Consider the following 16,045-nt stretch of genomic DNA (forward strand, 5'->3'; position numbering starts at 1 on the left):
GTAGCGTTGGGCGCGCGGACTCATCGAGGGTTGGCGAAACGCATCGGACCTGGCTTGGCTTTTCGTAAATGCTCACAAAATGCTAAGATGAAGTGCCTGCCGAAAATGAGGGAAGGGATGGACACGATTGGCGAACAGAAGCTCTGGTCGTTCGCACCGCAATCTACCAAAGCGGCCGCAACCACCTGTGTCCAAGTCAGGGCCGCCGCAGGTCATAAGGTAATTTCATTTATGGATTTGGCGACCAAGATTGCCGAACTCCAATTTCTAAACCGAGAACACGTGCTTCTCTTTCGAGGTCAGCGCTCTGACTATCGTAATGAAGTGAACCTTTCTTCGCTCAAGCCGGGAGTGTTTCGGTCCGGAGCGGACAAAAAGCCGAATATCTTTGAAATCCGAGACCGCTTTGCGAGGCTGGAAACGGCTGAGACCACTTTGGCTGATGAGTACACAAGACTTAAGCTGCTCGGTATTGCGCAAGTCAATCGGCACCGTATTTTGCGGTGGGCGATTCTGCAGCACTATGAAATCTGTTTAACGCCACTTTTAGATTTTACCCACTCGCTCAGAATTGCTGCTTCGTTCGCCTCGCAAAACGCCAAAACCGAGGCATACGTTTTTGTTATCGGTGTGCCCAATTTGAGCGGAGCTGTAACCGCCAGCGCAGAGGCTGGCGTTCAGATAATTCGACTTTCAAGCGTCTGCCCCCCTACAGCGGTACGAGCCCACATTCAGGAGTGCTATCTATTGGGCGAGTACCCGGAGATGACCAGTTATAGGCAGCAAAAGCATTCCACCACCACGAGATCGACTTTGGACGACGGTTGGTAGCGAAGTTTGTGTTCGACCCTTCTACTTTTTGGAAAAACGATGAATTCCCCTTGCTGGCGCGCTCAGCGCTCTATCCCGATGGTGTGGACCCGTTCTACCAAACGGCGGAAAGAATCAAGCTAACGCTAGCGGGCACGAAGATCGGCCCGGGTGAGACGTTGTTCTAGTACGTTTGATGCGTAGCTTTTATAAGTTCGGCGCGCGCGAGCTGCGCAACTCCCTCATCCGAGTAGTGAGAGCGCTCCGCAACCCCACCCATTCGGCGGCTTGTTCCAACGATTTGCCGAAAGCAAGCCTTCAACACAGCTAAAGATTCAACAGTCCAACTTTGGAAATTACTCTGACAGTTAGCAGGAGTGCGTAAACGAGACCGAATAGGATAATAACTGCAAGTGCGGCCGTTCTAATTGAATCCCCCTCGTAAAATCTTCCCATCAGAAATGACTTGGTCTTCCAATTTCGGAACTCTTCAAACATCACTTGGTTGGCATTTAACTCATCGTCAATCATTGGACACCGAAATCGCTGAGCCATTCGGCAATATGCGTTGAAGAAGCGCCAGCCGTCTTGAGTGAGAGACCACCAGAAGGCACAAAGGATTAAACCGACCATGCATCCGATGATGACATGGGTGAGCGACAGGTCGCTTCTACTAAGGCCTGTTTACAGTCGCTAGTTTGCGAGGAAAGCCGCGACGAGATTGAGGAGGCCGGCAAAGCAGGCGTCTGTCTTTTCGTAGCGAGTTGCGATGCGGCGGAATGCCTTGAGCTGGCAGAAGAAGTTCTCGACCAGGTGGCGCCATTTGTACATTTCGGCGTCGTGCGGGATGCGCCCGGCGCGGTCGGCCTTGGACGGGATGACCGCTGCGGCGCCGCGTTGGTTCAGATTGGCGCGCAGCCAGTTATTATCGAAGGCCTTGTCGCCGATCAGCGCTTCAAAATCGAGGCCAGTGATCAAAGGCTCGACGCCAATGCTGTCGTGACGCTGGCCGGGCAGCAGGACGAAGCGAATGAGATTGCCGAGTGCGTCGACCAGAGCCATGATTTTGGTAGTCAGGCCACCACGCGAGCGGCCTATGGCCTGATTTTGAGTCCCCCTTTTGCCCCGGTGCCATGTTGGTGGACCCGGACGAGTGTGCCGTCGATCAGGACATATTCGAAATCGGGATCGTCACAGAGAGCTTTGAAGACCCGCTCCCAGACCCCCTTCTGCGCCCAGCGCCAGAAGCGCGTATACACTGTGAACCACTTGCCGAACGCTTCCGGCAGATCTCGCCACGGCGAGCCCGTGCGCGCAATCCAAAGAACTGCTTCGATAAAGAGCCGGTTGTTACGCCCGGTGCCGCCGGGATCACCGGCTTTGCCAGACAATTCCGGCGCAATCCGCTCCCACTGCGCATCGCTCAACATCAATCGAATCAAGGCTGATCTCCAATTTTCAGCCTTGAATCAATTTTCTACTGATTTGGGAATCCTGTCTGTAAACAGGCCTTAACGAAGCCAAAAACTATCTGACCTTGCCCCCAGTTTTATCTAGTCCTGAGTTCGCCCCGGCTGTTGGATTTGCCCGGTTGGGCGGTGGTAGCGACGGGAGCTGGCGCGGAGCCCTCGGCATAGCGCAGCGCCAGATCCCGGCGCGGATGGCAGAAGGCGAACTCGGACGGCGTCTTCCATCCGAGCCGCGAGTGTGGTCGTGCATCGTTGTAATCGGCCCGCCAGCATCCGAGCGCGACGCGGGCCTGGGCCAGCGACGTGAACAGCGTCTCGTTCAAAAGTTCATCTCGCAGCCGGCCGTTGAAGCTCTCGATGAAGGCATCCTGCAATGGGCTTGCCCGGCGCGATGTAGTGCCATGCGACACGGCTCTGATCGGCACGTCAGGATGGCGTTGCTGGTCAGCTCGCTGCCGTTGTCGCTGACCACCATTTTTGGCTTGCCGCGCTCGATCATCAGCCGGTCAAGTTCCCGCGCCACGCGGATGCCGGAGAGCGAGGTATCGGCCACCAGCGCCAGGCACTCGCGGGTGCAGTCATCGACCACGGTGAGGACGCGGAAGCGGCGGCCGCAGGTCAGCTGATCCGACACAAAGTCGAGCGACCAGCGCTCGTTCGGCGCCATCGGCGCCGTCATCGGCGCCCTGGTCCCGATGGCGCGCTTGCGGCCGCCACGGCGGCGCACTGCAAGCTTCTCTTCCCGGTACAGCCGGAACAGCTTCTTGTGGTTGACCCTATAGCCCTCCCGCTTGAGCAGGACATGCACGCGCCGATAGCCGAAGCGGCGGCGCTCGTGCGCGATCGCCTTCATGCGCTGGCGAAGGCCGCCATCGTCCGTCCGGATCGTCTTGTATCTCACAGCCATGCGGCAGCTGCCGATGGCTTTACACGCCCGCCGTTCGCTCATCCCGTGGGCATCCATGAGATGGGCGACAGCTTTCCGCTTCCCCGCGGGCGTCACCATTTCTTTCCCAGCAAGTCCTTCAGCGCGACATTGTCGAGCATGGCATCCGCCAGCAGCCGCTTCAGCCGCGTGTTCTCATCCTCCAGTGCCTTCAGCCGCTTAGCCTCCGATACCTCCATACCGCCGAACTTCGCCTTCCATTTGTAGATGCTGGCGTCGCTGACGCCGTGCTTGCGGCACAGGTCGGCAACCGAAACGCCGGCCTCGTGCTCCTTCAAAATCCCGATGATCTGCTCTTCCGAAAAGCGGCTGCGCTTCATGCTCTGGTCGGGCCAGAACGAACTTCAAACTGGATTAAGCCCGTGGGGCAAGGTCACCGGCCACAAGCGCACGAGCGTTCATGCGCAAAGTCAGCCATTATGACGATTATGAAACCACTGGTGATAGCCAGACTATTACGATAAGCTCACACCCAAGCAGTTGGCTGTCCTAGGGCTGTTGCTTGTAGGAAGCAGGTCACCGTGAGACGCAGATGTCGTCGAGTTTATCGTTTTCGACTGCCGTTGGCCCAGCACAAGCGGGCTCATGGCGCGACAGCGCGTTACTGGCGGGAGAGCAAAATGGCCCCAGAGGTACTGCGGCTTTTTCCGGGCGCCGCGACCAAATAGGACAACCGTTCAGCTGGAGCTCGAAAGGTGAACGAATTCTTTCCACTTGGCTGCCTTTAGGCCGCGGCCTTTCACCAGCGCGCCGGCAAACGACAGACCTTCATTCCGTTCCCGGTAGGGTCGAGCGGTACCAAAATGGCCCCAAGTTAGTTATCGTTGCTCCGATTTCGATAGATTTTTCAGCTTGGTAGGAGTTTCAGGCAGTGCCGGCCGATCCGAAGATCGCAGATTTGGCGCCGAGCGCGCACGAGCTCACGTCGTACGACAAGGAGCACGCTATCACCTACATGCGACTTCTCGATGCCAACGCTGACAAGGCAGATTGGCGCGAAATCGCGCGCATTGTGCTCGGGCTTGACACGACCCTTGAACCGGACCGTGCGCGACGCACCTTCGAAAGTCATCTGGCTCGCGCCAAGTGGCTAGCGGGCCATGGCTATCGTGATCTGCTGCGCGGCGGTTGGCCAAAGCAATGAACACGACCGATCTCAGGATTTGCGGAATTCCTAGCAATCGTAAAACATGATCATTGCTTCGATTCAGTGCATGCAAGTCGAGTACGCGGCACGCACGCAACCGTAAAGCGCCACAATCATCGGCTGCAGTTCACCGCGTGTGAAGATCATGCGGGGAAATGGTGCGATGCCGGATACTGACTGGAGATCTGAGGAAGCATACAGCGGCCTCAAGAAGGCAGAGGCTGCCGACCTGGCCTGGGAGTGGCTGCGCCGGGATCGCAACTACCAAGAGGATTATAGGCGGCTATCTCGCCGCCAACGATCCAGCGCAACCACGGACCAGTTCCGACGGAAGTGGGGGCTCTCGTTTTCCAGCTGATCCGCAAAAGACTTTCGACAAGCAAGCAGTCTTCTGGGCACCCGAGGTGCTGTCGACCGTACTGGCTGTGCGGGCGGCCAGCTGCATGGCGCCCAAAAGCTACCATCTCGATTTCGCCAATCTGCCGGGCAGCGAGCTTCGTCGCGCGCCGGATGGATGGCATGCGATCGTGCCGCTCGGGGGCGCGAAGCATCGCCTTTGGCTGAGCAAGCTTCCGGCGAGCGGATGTGCTGTCACTATCGATCTCCCGCTCGAGGCGAATCTCGAGCTTCGCTTGCAGGCCACACGTCGATTTTGGCGCGCGATTGAGCATCGGCCGCTCGGAACGCCACCTCTTGCCTTGCCGGCTTTGAAGCGCCGTCGGCTGATCCTTGCGCTGCGCGCACTCGATGGATGGCAGGAAGGAAATAGCTATCGCCAAATCGCGCAAGGCCTGTTTGGAAGCCATCGTATTGCCGAGCGGGGCTGGAAAACAGACGATTTGCGCAGCCGAACCATTCGACTTATTAAGCTGGGGCGGCGCCTCATGCGCCTTCGCTGCCGCGCATTGTTCCACAAGGGCAGACACAGGAATGACAGTTCATGAGCTCTTGGGCGATCAATGGCATACCTCCGTTCTGTGCAGCCAATTCTTCTGGCATGGCACGACCGCGGATAGGATGAGATCTTTGCGTTCCGATCTCTTCTTCGGCGTCTGGATTGCTGCAACAGAGAGGCGCTATCTTCGTAAGGGGTTGATGACTCTGCTCGAATGGTTTTCAAGTTGAGTGCTCTCGACTTGAATAGCGGGCAATGCATCGATCTGCCGCTGTACCGGATTGAGGAGGCACCTGCTAGGCGTCAGGCAGCCTGCGCAAGTGCTGCCTTCTTGCAAAGACGAGCCACCCATCGGCAAAAAGAACGGGCGATCTCGGGATGCTCGCTGCGATCCACCGCGTAGGCGCGATATTGCATGCCACTTGGAGCCCGTGAGCCGGGGATGATTTGCAAAGCGCCCCCTCGCACCAGATCACTGACGATGATTTCTGGTGCGACAAGAAGGCATTTTCCGGTCATGACGGCCGGCAGAGCAAGATAATTGTGATCATAGCGCGCGCCCGCTCGTATGTCGTTTGAGGACAGGTTCATGGCCCTCAGCCATGTCGGCAGGATGTCGGGACGCGATGTGATGTTCAGTATCGCGGTTGAGCGAACGATCGAGAGCTCTCTGCCCGCGACCAGATTTGGCGGGCCGACGCATACCAGCTCCTCATTGTAGATCTCCCAACTGTCGGCGGGTTCGATGACGGAAAGGTCGCGTGTAATCAAAATATCGAAATCATCCGAAGATGTCGGCGGCGACAGTGAGCTGACGACGTCCACGATGACGCCGCCCGCTTCAGAAGAGAACGCCTGCAGATTTGGAATCAAAAGCGAGAAAGCAAAGGTCGATAGTGACGTGCGGACGACAATCCGATTGGTGCCCGCGGCCGCGCGCCGCCGCATTCTCTTGGCGGTGAAGCCGACTGTCTCGAGCGGTTCAGAGACTGCGTTAGCAAATAGTCTTCCGAACTCGGTCAAATCACTGCGCCGGCCGCGCCGCTCGATGAGGTCCGCACCGAGATAGTCCCGCAGGACGGACAAATAGCGGCTGACCGAGCTCTGCGTCGTTCCCAAGCTGCTGGCGGCGCGCGTGACGCTGCCTTCGCGTGCGACGGTCACAAAAGCGCGGATGGCATTTAAAGGAACTTCGTCGTCTTGAGCCGCCATTGTCTGCTCCGGCGCCAGAATGAACATCCATCACATTATTCGATGTCCATAGCGGGATAGCCGCGTATCAAGGGTCGGCTGCGCACAAAATCCGCGTGGGAGCGCATTATACTTGGTCCAGTACCGCACAAGATCTACGTCAACAGCTCGGTGCTGTCAGGGGAGCTAGGTCCTTTTGCGGCGTGCCGGCTTCGGCTTGCGACCTTTAGGTAAGGTAGCGGGTGGCGGCGCCCCCTTGGATGGCCGAACAAACAGCTCGGAGACAGCAACGCCGAGCGTCTCGGCAATGCGATCGAGAAGATCGATTGTCGGGTTCGCCTGTTGGCGCTCAAGTCCGCTCATATATGACCGATCAACACCTGCATCGTAGGCCAATTGCTCTTGCGGAATACCGCGATCGACGCGGATCCGGCGCACATTGTAAGCCACAAGCGCACGAGCTCTCATGCGCGTAGGCAGCCATTTCGATGGTCATCAAACCACTGGCTATAACCGACCTAAAAACATCACCAAATTGGAAGTTTTCGATCGAATTATTTGATGCGTGTCACCGAATCGTTGTTCCCCGACGCTGCTGGGCCGTGCCGCCCAAGCGCTGGTATGTCGACCGTCTATCAATTTGCGGCGGCGCAGGTTTTGCGGGCGCTGACCGGAGCTCAGCCGTGCGGCTGGCTCCGTAGCCGTTCGATTCCGCTGCCCCATTTGCGCGAATGGCCTCGAGCCAAAGGCAAAGATGCTGACTGAAAGGGAGCCGATGGTCCTCCATTCAACGAAATGGAGTTGCAGCCCCGATGAATGAGCTGGCGCAAACCGTCGAGATTGCAGCGACAGCCGTTCAGGCAAGGTTAGAGTTGGCCTTCAGCGCAGAAAGCGCGTTTCAGCTGCCTTAACCTCGTCCATTCGCTGGAGTCTGAAGATTTCCTCTACCGGTACAATATCCTTGTGGACGTTCTGGACGCCGCCGTCTGCGATGATCCGGCGGAAAGTCTCCTGCATGCCGGTTGCTGCAGCACGGATGCCGTAATTGCCATAGATCATCATGCAAACATTGCCCAGCGTTTTGACCCGCTTGGCGTCGAGGTCAGGGTAGGCGTTTGGTACGATCACCAGCGGCACCGATCCGGTCCAGGCGCGCGAAAAGCTTTCGATTTCGCAAGGAGTCTTCCTTTTCGAATGGATCAGGATCATGTCCGCGCCAGCCTCCGCATAAGCATGCGCCCGATGCAAGGCCTCCGCTTCGCCGAAGCTGGCGATCAAAGCTTCGGTGCGGGCGATGACGAGGAAATCCGGATCCGATCTTGCCGTGATGGCAGCCTCGATCTTTCCCTGGAATTCTTCAATGCGCAACAGGTCCTGACGGCCGTCGGCAACAAGGCTCGTCACTTTTGGAAAAGTCTTGTCCTCGATGACAACGGCGCTGGCGCCGGCCCGCTCATAGTCCGTGATAGCGTGCATGACGTTGATCGCATTGCCATAGCCCGTATCGATATCGGCAACGATCGGCAGCCTCGTGCGTCCGGCGATCGCCCGCAGCATGTCGAGATGCTGTGTCACCGAAATCAGGCTCATGTCCGGCAGCCCATAAAGCGCCGACAGCTCGAAGCCGGACGCCCACAGTCCGTCAAATCCGGCTTCTTCCGCGAGAATCGCTGAAAATGGGCTGTGGGCGGCCATGATGTGGAGCAGGCCAGTCTCGGCCATGCGGGCGCGCAGGCTTTTGGGCGACATCAGAAGATTTTTCAGGACAGGGTCGCGCAGGCGGCAATGATACGGTCGCAAGCCCGGGTAAGCTCCTCGAGCGAGGAAGCATAGGAAATCCGGATATAGGGTGATGCCATGAAGCCACTGCCCGGCACGACAGCCACGGCGAACGCATCAAGCAAATACATGGCAAAATCGGTGTCGCTTTCGATCACCTTGCCGTCTGGCGTGCGCTTGCCGATGACACCCGCGCAGGAGGGGAAAACATAAAAAGCGCCGTCCGGCACACGGCAAGAAAGCCCTTTGGCCTGATTCAGCTTGGCGACGACAAGGTCGCGGCGCTCCAAAAACGCGCGTGCGAACTCTTTGATATGGTCCCGGCTCCCTGACAGGGCCTCGAGCGCGGCATATTGAGAAATCGAGCTGGTGTGCGAGGAGGTCTGGCCCTGGATGAGGTTCATGGCCTTGATCAGCGCCAGAGGTCCTGCACCGTAACCGACGCGCCAGCCCGTCATTGCGTCTGCCTTGGATACGCCGTTGACTGTTAAGGTGCGCTCGTAGAGGTCAGGCGCGACTGCGGTCATCGTTGCGAAGTCGACGTCATAGGTGAGCTTTTCATAGATGTCATCGGATAGCACGTGCACTTGGCCATGCTCGCGCAACACCGCGGCAAGCGCGAGCAAATCACTTCGGCTGTAAACCGCACCGGTCGGATTGCATGGCGAATTCAGCATCAACCATTTGGTGCGCGGCGTGATCGCCTTCTCCAACGCCTCGGAGCGCAGCTTGAAGCCATGGAGTTCGTCGCAGGCGACGAGCACTGGCTTGCCGCCGGCCAGGGCCACCATGTCGGGATAGGAGACCCAGCACGGCGTCGGGATCACAACCTCGTCGCCCGGATCGAGGCTGGCGAATAGTGCGTTGAACACAACCTGCTTGGCGCCGCAGCCCACCGTGATCTGGTCAATACCGTAGTCGAGCCCATGATCGCGACGCAGGCTCTGGCGAATTGCTTCCCGCAGTGGCTTGACCCCGGCGACCGCCGTGTATTTCGTTTGCCCGTCGCGGATTGCCCGGATGCCAGCTTCACAGATACCGGACGGCGTGTCGAAATCCGGCTCGCCCTGGCTGAGCGTAATCACATCGTCGCCCTGATCGCGCAGCTCGGCGGCGCGAGCCGTGATGACCTCGGTTTGAGAGGGGCGGACGACCTTGAGCCGTTCTGAAACGAGAGACAAGACACAATATCCTATGATTCAAATGGGCCGTTTCGTGGGGATCTATCCGAACGCGAACGGCTAAACTAACCGGGTGATCGCGGTTTTGGATAAAATCATCGAAGATTGCGATAACTATATCGCTTCTTCGTGCGGCTCTGTTGGCCGCTTGCGCGGTGCGTTGCTTCGCAGCTGTTCCTCTTCATCAGCCTGCGCCAGGAGCCCGACCATCGCCTGTTCGCAAGCTTACATCGACTTATTCGATGAACGTCATCCCGCCGTAGCAGTTCAGGTTTTTAAGGTCGCGCACAATCGCGAATATGCCTGAATGACACAAGCGCCCAATTTCGGTGGTCCGCCAAAGTCCATGCCGATCTTAAGAATTCACGGTTGTGGCATTCGTATCAATGAAAGTGAACCGGAGGCGGTGATGACCCGTATTGATCTGACGCGACGGCAAGCCATCGCGGGCGTCGTTGCCGCAAGCGTGTTCGCCAGCACAGGCGCCGGCGCCGCGGAGGGCGAGCCTAAGACATTGACTCGTCGGCGCCTTCGGGTCGGCATGTCTGGATTTCCGCGATCCTTCGATCCAGTCATCGCGACCGATACTGCCATTCGCCGGATCATGCCGCAGCTTTTCGATACGCTGATCACCTTCGACCACGCCCGCGACATGGCGCTACGGCCCAGCTTGGCTGAGCGTTGGGAGCGGATCAATGCGCAGTCGTTGCGGCTATTCTTGCGCAAGGGAGTGGCTTTCCATGACGGAACGCCTTTGACGGCCGAAGATGTTGCCTTTAGCCTTGGTCCTGACCACCTGCTGGGACCCGGACGCAGCGGAATGTCCGAGGCGCTTCAGTCGCTTGATCGGCTCGAGAAGGTCGAAATTGTCGATCCTTACACCGTCATTGTGCATGCAAAGGGCGCTGACGCGCTCCTCGAGCAGCGTCTGGCTGCTTGGGGATCGGAGATCGTCAGTCAGCGCGCCTTCGTGGCGGCGGGCTCGTGGGAGCGCTGGACCACTGCCCCGGTCGGAAGCGGTCCCTACAAGCTCGTCGATCACAAGCTGGATATTCGTGTCTCGTTGACCGCCCACGATGCGTATTGGGGCGGGCGGCCGCCGTTCGATGGCATTGAATACCGCATCATTCCCGAACTTTCCGCGCGCGTGAATGGCCTGCTCGCCAGCGAGCTCGACATTGCCACTGACATTCCGCCGGACCAATTTGCGGGCATCCAAAAGCGTGCAGATCTCGAGGTCGTCGGCGGTGCCGTGCAAAATATCCGCTCGCTCGTCTTTGATCAGACCGATCCCCTTCTGAAGGATGCGCGTGTTCGCCGTGCGATGAGCCTTGCGCTCGACCGCAAGCTGATCGTGCGGAGCTTATGGGAGGACCGGCTCCCGATACCGAACGGTTACCAGTTGCCGAGCTACGGCGAAGGCTACATAAACGAGTTCCCCTCGCTTGCCTATGACCCCGACAAAGCCAAGGAGCTGCTGGCCGAAACGGGCTACAAGGGAGAGCAGATCACCTATCGTCTGCTCAACAACTACTACCCCAATCAGGTCTCTGGCGCGCAGACCATGATCGAGATGTGGCGTGCGGTTGGCCTGAACGTCAAACTTCAGATGATGGAAAACTTCGCGCAGATTCAGCGCCAGCCGGTGCGTGCCATCTTTGACACGTCCAATACGGCACTCTTTCTGGATCATCTCGGCCATCCCTGGCGTGAATACGGGCCGAGCGGCACCCTGCCAAAGTCAATCGGAATCTGGAGGAACGAGGAATATTTCGCGCTCGGCGCAAAACTCCAGGACACCGTCCAGGGCGAACAGCGCCGGCCGATCATCCGTCGCATGCTCGAGATCATCAACGAGATCGATCCGCCTTGCGTGATCCTGCACGTGTCCGGCCAGTTCTATGGCAAGCGTCGCGACGTGCCGTGGCTGCCGGGGCTAACGCTCGACCTCAATTTCGGCCCGTTCAACAGAGCTCTGATCCGGACCTGATCGCGATGAGGCACACCTGGAATCGACCATTGTGCGATAGCAATTCCCCCTTGGAGCTAGCCCTCGGCCAGAGGGTCTTGGCGATAAGCTGGTTTGACGACAACCTTGCTGCTGGCGATCTCGCAATCCTGTTCAAAGTCTCGCCGACGATGCGACGGGACAGCCGCGCCGCCTGGGAGGCGCGGACGCTGCGCCGCATTCATCAAAGCCCGGCTCCGAACTGCGCCGACGATCTGACAGCGCGCTGGCAAGTGACGGAGCGCCTTGAGATCGGATGCGAAGTCAAGACTGTTGGGGGTGCCCGGCCCATGTGTGAAAGCTGCACGAACATCGACCATCCCGAGGCGCATGGTACGATCTCATTTGGTGAGCATTCGTGCTCCTTTGCAGACGTTGTCGATGCCAGCAGTTCCAGGCGCGCGCGCCAACCTGTCGCGCAATTGTCTCGCTGGGTAGGCACGCTTGCCGCTGATCGCCGAATGTCGGCGGAGTTGCCCCCCGAGGATGCCCCTATAGCGTCGTTTCTCTCCTGTCACGGCAAGGGCGGCGTTCCAACCGACCTGATGCGATCGCTATGATGCGGGAAGGGCAGGGACCTCGCATGGAGGCGCTTCTTCAGATCGCAGGTTTGCGTGTGGCGTTCGACGGTGTGCCGACGCTGCGCGGAATCGATCTCACTCTACGGCGGGGCGAGTCACTGGGCATGGTCGGCGAAAGCGGCTGCGGCAAATCCGTGACATGGCTTGCTGCGCTCGGACTGTTGACGCAACGCGCCAAAATAACGGGCAGCGTACGACTGGCCGGAGAGGAGCTGCTCCATGCACCAGCCTCTCGCCTCGACAAGGTGCGCGGCGGGCAGATCGCCATGATCTTCCAGGACCCCGCGAGCGCGCTTAATCCTGTGCGCACGGTGGGCGATCAGATCTCTGAAGCCCTGCGCCTCCATCGCGGTACGGACCGCCGCACGGCGCTTGCCGAAGCGCGACGTCTGCTCGACCAGGTCGGAATCCCCGATGCAGCGCGCCGCCTTGGCGCCTATCCCCACGAATTATCCGGCGGGCAGAACCAGCGCGTCATGATCGCCATGGCTCTGGCAGGGCAGCCCGACATCTTGATCGCTGACGAACCTACCACCGCCTTGGATGTCACCATTCAAGCGCAGATCCTTGAGCTTCTGCGGCAGATCCAGCGCGAGACAGGCATGGCGCTGGTCCTGATCTCGCATGATCTCGGCGTCGTCAGCGAGATCTGTGAACGCGTCATGGTCCTTTACGGGGGGCACATCGTCGAAGAATTGCCGGCCTACCGTCTTTTTGACCAACCTGCTCATCCATATACGAGAGGTCTTTTTGCGGCTCTTCCAAGTCTGGATGCGCCGCGGCAACGCCTCTTCGCTATTCCGGGTGTCGTGCCAAACGCAGCCGATTTTCCGCCAGGCTGTCCTTTCGCCCCTCGTTGCGATCGGCGGATCGGACGCTGCAGTGAATGGGAGATTGAGCTCGCCTCGCTGGATGGCGACATCAGACACAGAGCCGCCTGCTTGCATGTCACGAGCGAACCTCCCGCGGGCGAGGTCGTGGCTGCATGACCGAGACTGCTCCGCCGATCCTCCAAGCCGATGGGCTTGTCCGCCGTTATCGCTTGCAACAGGGCCTTTTCCACCGTCCAGCAATGGTCCACGCGGTCAATGGGCTCTCTCTGCGGCTGGCTCGCGGCGAAACCCTCGGACTGGTTGGCGAATCCGGCTGCGGTAAGTCCACTACGGGCCGGCTCCTGATCGGCCTGGACCGGCCGGATGCCGGCACGGTGTCCTTCGGCGGAGAAGCTTTGCCTGCTATGGGCGATATTCGATGGCGCCGGCTCAGGATGCGAATCCAAATGGTGTTTCAGGATCCGCTAGCTGCGCTCGATCCCCGCCTGACGATCGGGGCGCAAATAGCCGAGCCGCTGGAAATTCATCGGCTCGGCAGCAAGTCGAAACGAGACGGGCGGGTCAATGCGCTTCTCGCGGATGTGGGGCTCAGGACCGATCACCTCAGGCGCTATCCGCACGAGCTTTCAGGCGGCCAGCGCCAGCGTGCCGTCCTGGCTCGTGCACTTGCGACCGATCCAGATCTCATTGTCTGTGACGAGCCAGTATCGGCGCTCGACGTCTCGATCCAGGCGCAAGTGATCAATCTTCTACGCGACCTGCAGGCGCGGCGGCACATGGCGATGATCTTCATCAGCCATGATTTGCGGGTAGTCCGGCTGATCAGCGATCGGATTGCTGTGATGTATCTCGGCGCCATCGTCGAGGAAGGCGCCTCTGAGGCGGTTCTTCTGGATCCTTTGCATCCTTACTCGCGGGCGCTCGTTTCCGCGGTGCCGAGGCCAGGGAAACATCGGTCTCGCGCGATCCTGCAAGGAGATCCGCCCGATCCGGCTGCGCGACCGGGCGGCTGCGCATTCCATCCTCGCTGTCCAGTAGCGCTTCCACTTTGCGCGGGGTTCGCCCCAGAGCTCAGACCCGCTCCTGACGGGCGCCGCGTCGCCTGCCATCTGATCGGCGATCATGGTGGCGAACTCAACAAGGAGGCATGATGGCTCGCTTCATAGCGGTCCGCTTGGCGCGAGCGTTGCTGACCATCGCAGTTGTGGTCACATTCGCATTCGTGGTGCTGCGCGCCTCCGGCGATCCCGCCCGCGCGTTGCTGTCGCCGGAAACCCCGGCGGAAGCGGTCGAGGCCTTCCGAAAGGCCTGGGGGCTCGATGCGCCACTTTGGGTGCAATACGCCAGATACCTCTTTGCGGTCGTTCATGGAGATCTCGGCCAATCGATGCGTGATGGGCGTTCCGCGATCACCGTCGTCACTGATCGCATTCCTGTCACGCTGATGCTGACTGCGCCAGCGCTGATCCTCAATCTGTTGATCGGCATTCCGGCCGGCATCTACGCAGCTCTCAAACGAGATAGCATCGCGGATCGATTGGTGATGATGGTCGCGGTCGTGGGCTTCACGGTGCCATCTTTCGTGCTTGGCCTCGTGTTCGTGCTGGCTTTCGCAGTCGAGCTTCCCTGGTTCCCCTCGGGCGGCGCCGGCGGTTGGCAGCATTTGGTGCTGCCTGTCATCACGTTGGGTCTGGGCGGCGCGGCCGTTTTGGCCCGTTTCAGCCGCAGCGCCATGCTCGAGGTGCTTGGGCAGCCCTATATTCGTGCCGCCAGCGCCAAGGGTGTGCCTTGGCCCCGCGTCGTGACTGGTCACGCTCTGCCGAACGCGGCCATAGCGGTGCTAACCATCGTCGGTTTCATGGTTGGCAATCTCATCGCGGGAACGGTGCTCGTCGAAAGCGTTTTTTCGTGGCCAGGCATTGGCAGCCTCCTGGTCGTCTCAGTTGCGAGTCGTGATTTGGCTGTCGTCCAGTGCATCATGCTCGTCGTGGCCGCCGCCATGATTACCACCAATGTCACGATCGACCTGCTCTATGGCATGCTCGATCCACGTTTGCGCGACTTGCGCTCTCGGAGGCGATAAATGTCGAGCATTTCCGCAGGAAAAGTTCTGCCGTCTTCGAGGATGCGCAGGCTGTGGTGGTGGCGCGACCGCGCGATCGGAATAGCGGTTGCCTGGCTAGGGCTCATGCTTCTTGTCGCAACCTTTGCTGATCGCCTCGCCCCTTATGACTATGCAGCCCTCGACCTTCATCATCGCCTCGCTGCACCTCTTGGCCTCGGCGGAACCATCGCGCATCCCTTCGGTTCGGATGAGCTCGGCCGGGACGTGCTGTCGCGCCTGGCCATATCGATCCGCATCAGCCTACTTATTGCCTTCGGGGCGACGTTGATCGGCGCCGTCCTTGGTATCACGCTTGGCATTTTGGCCGCTCACTTCCGCGGCTGGGTAGAGCAGGTCATCCTCGGTTGTGTTGATTTCCAAGCGAGCATGCCGTTTCTCGTTTTGGCACTCGCAGTGCTTGCCTTCTTCGGCAACTCTCTGCTCCTCTTCGTGGGGCTCATTGGTCTGCACGGATGGGAACGCTACGCCCGCGTCACCCGCGCGCTTGCGATGAGCGCCAACGAGCAAGCCTATGTGATCGCCGTACGCCAGCTTGGCGCAAGCCCATGGCGCGTCTACCTGCGCCACATCATGCCGAACATCGCGTCGACCCTGATCGTCACCATGACGCTCGCGTTTCCGGACATCATTCTGCTCGAGAGCGGTCTTAGCTTTCTTGGACTTGGAGTGCAGCCGCCGCTTACGTCGCTTGGCAATATGGTCGGCTACGGTCGTGACTATCTGACCCGTGCTCCCTGGATCCTTGTGCTGCCTTCGCTGGTCATCTCGCTCACGACTTTGTCAATTTCGCTCGTCGGGGATTGGCTGCGCGACCGGATCGATAGGACATTATCGTGAGACCTCCAGAACCCTGCTGTCGCTCCGTCAGCCCCGCGACATCCTGCCTCTCGACTAGCTGCACCGATCCCGCGGCCGCCGCATTCGAATAGTGAAGGGCACTTCGTTGCCTGGAGCCAGCATCCGCAGGGAGACCTGAAGCGGCTGGGTTTGCTGGACCAGCGGGGCATGCGAGCTGTTGCTGGTCGAGACATCAAACTGTGTGCCAGCGTCTGCGAGCGTGGCGATATCACCAATCGGCTG

The 16,045-nt window shown here is 59.4% G+C and carries 16 protein-coding genes and 1 pseudogene; 11 read left to right on the forward strand and 6 right to left on the reverse strand.

The annotated features are described in order from the left end of the window. Window positions 1-117 precede the first annotated feature (117 nt). Entirely contained in the window at window positions 118-831 is a 714-nt protein-coding gene (locus ACR9YP_RS10560) for an FRG domain-containing protein (RefSeq protein ID WP_474219661.1), read from the forward strand. A 672-nt stretch (window positions 832-1,503) separates the two neighbouring features. Here ACR9YP_RS10560 and ACR9YP_RS10565 read toward each other — a convergent pair. Both ACR9YP_RS10565 and ACR9YP_RS10570 read right to left on the reverse strand, forming a co-directional pair. Beyond that, window positions 1,504-2,252, reverse strand: a protein-coding gene (locus ACR9YP_RS10565; protein WP_438102468.1) for an IS5 family transposase whose coding sequence is annotated in 2 segments (ribosomal slippage) — window positions 1,504-1,922 and window positions 1,922-2,252 — 750 coding nt in all. Because the reading frame shifts where the segments join, the coding sequence is not laid out codon by codon here. Between the two features lie 107 nt (window positions 2,253-2,359). Next, window positions 2,360-3,545: pseudogene (locus ACR9YP_RS10570) on the reverse strand (IS3 family transposase). Between the two features lie 551 nt (window positions 3,546-4,096). Here ACR9YP_RS10570 and ACR9YP_RS10575 point away from each other — a divergent pair. From ACR9YP_RS10575 to ACR9YP_RS10585, 3 genes are all read left to right on the forward strand, one after another. Next, window positions 4,097-4,369, forward strand: a complete 273-nt coding sequence (locus ACR9YP_RS10575; protein WP_474219662.1) for a DNA -binding domain-containing protein — start codon at window positions 4,097-4,099, stop codon at window positions 4,367-4,369. Between the two features lie 166 nt (window positions 4,370-4,535). Continuing rightward, window positions 4,536-4,730 (forward strand): transcriptional regulator domain-containing protein, encoded by a 195-nt coding sequence (locus ACR9YP_RS10580; RefSeq protein WP_474219664.1) that lies wholly within the window; start codon window positions 4,536-4,538, stop codon window positions 4,728-4,730. Between the two features lie 85 nt (window positions 4,731-4,815). Continuing rightward, window positions 4,816-5,316, forward strand: coding sequence for a DUF2285 domain-containing protein (locus ACR9YP_RS10585; protein WP_474219666.1), 501 nt, complete (start codon window positions 4,816-4,818; stop codon window positions 5,314-5,316). Window positions 5,317-5,570: 254 nt separating this feature from the next. Here ACR9YP_RS10585 and ACR9YP_RS10590 read toward each other — a convergent pair whose 3' ends face one another. From ACR9YP_RS10590 to ACR9YP_RS10605, 4 genes are all read right to left on the reverse strand, one after another. Next, window positions 5,571-6,479, reverse strand: a complete 909-nt coding sequence (locus ACR9YP_RS10590) for a LysR family transcriptional regulator (protein ID WP_474219667.1) — start codon at window positions 6,477-6,479, stop codon at window positions 5,571-5,573. Window positions 6,480-6,644: 165 nt separating this feature from the next. After that, a complete protein-coding gene (locus ACR9YP_RS10595; protein ID WP_474219668.1) occupies window positions 6,645-6,926 on the reverse strand; it encodes a helix-turn-helix domain-containing protein in 282 nt (93 codons plus the stop codon). A gap of 411 nt (window positions 6,927-7,337) precedes the next feature. Then, window positions 7,338-8,207, reverse strand: a complete 870-nt coding sequence (locus tag ACR9YP_RS10600; RefSeq protein WP_474219669.1) for an isocitrate lyase/phosphoenolpyruvate mutase family protein — start codon at window positions 8,205-8,207, stop codon at window positions 7,338-7,340. An 11-nt stretch (window positions 8,208-8,218) separates the two neighbouring features. Beyond that, on the reverse strand, window positions 8,219-9,418 hold the full coding sequence (locus ACR9YP_RS10605) for a pyridoxal phosphate-dependent aminotransferase (RefSeq protein WP_474219670.1): 1,200 nt from the start codon (window positions 9,416-9,418) through the stop codon (window positions 8,219-8,221). A gap of 85 nt (window positions 9,419-9,503) precedes the next feature. Here ACR9YP_RS10605 and ACR9YP_RS10610 point away from each other — a divergent pair, with 85 nt between their 5' ends. From ACR9YP_RS10610 to ACR9YP_RS10640, 7 genes are all read left to right on the forward strand, one after another. After that, window positions 9,504-9,725 carry a hypothetical protein gene (locus ACR9YP_RS10610; protein WP_474219671.1) on the forward strand — a complete coding sequence of 74 codons (222 nt, stop codon included), beginning with the start codon at window positions 9,504-9,506 and terminating at the stop codon, window positions 9,723-9,725. A 102-nt stretch (window positions 9,726-9,827) separates the two neighbouring features. After that, on the forward strand, window positions 9,828-11,408 hold the full coding sequence (locus ACR9YP_RS10615) for an ABC transporter substrate-binding protein (protein WP_474219672.1): 1,581 nt from the start codon (window positions 9,828-9,830) through the stop codon (window positions 11,406-11,408). A 50-nt stretch (window positions 11,409-11,458) separates the two neighbouring features. Continuing rightward, entirely contained in the window at window positions 11,459-11,986 is a 528-nt protein-coding gene (locus ACR9YP_RS10620; RefSeq protein WP_474219673.1) for a hypothetical protein, read from the forward strand. Window positions 11,987-12,009: 23 nt separating this feature from the next. Beyond that, the gene (locus ACR9YP_RS10625) at window positions 12,010-12,996 is read left to right on the forward strand and encodes an ABC transporter ATP-binding protein (protein WP_474219674.1); all 987 of its coding nucleotides are present in this window, start codon (window positions 12,010-12,012) and stop codon (window positions 12,994-12,996) included. Beyond that, a complete protein-coding gene (locus ACR9YP_RS10630) occupies window positions 12,993-13,991 on the forward strand; it encodes an ABC transporter ATP-binding protein (RefSeq protein WP_474219675.1) in 999 nt (332 codons plus the stop codon). The genes ACR9YP_RS10625 and ACR9YP_RS10630 overlap by 4 nt, the downstream gene beginning before the upstream one ends. Beyond that, complete coding sequence (locus tag ACR9YP_RS10635; RefSeq protein WP_474221025.1) at window positions 13,991-14,923, forward strand: ABC transporter permease; 933 nt, start codon at window positions 13,991-13,993, stop codon at window positions 14,921-14,923. The genes ACR9YP_RS10630 and ACR9YP_RS10635 overlap by 1 nt, the downstream gene beginning before the upstream one ends. A 42-nt stretch (window positions 14,924-14,965) precedes the next feature. After that, window positions 14,966-15,802: an ABC transporter permease gene (locus tag ACR9YP_RS10640; RefSeq protein WP_474221026.1), complete on the forward strand. Its 837-nt coding sequence runs from the start codon at window positions 14,966-14,968 to the stop codon at window positions 15,800-15,802. Window positions 15,803-16,045 lie beyond the last annotated feature (243 nt).

Source organism: Bradyrhizobium sp. BR14999 (assembly GCF_056106085.1).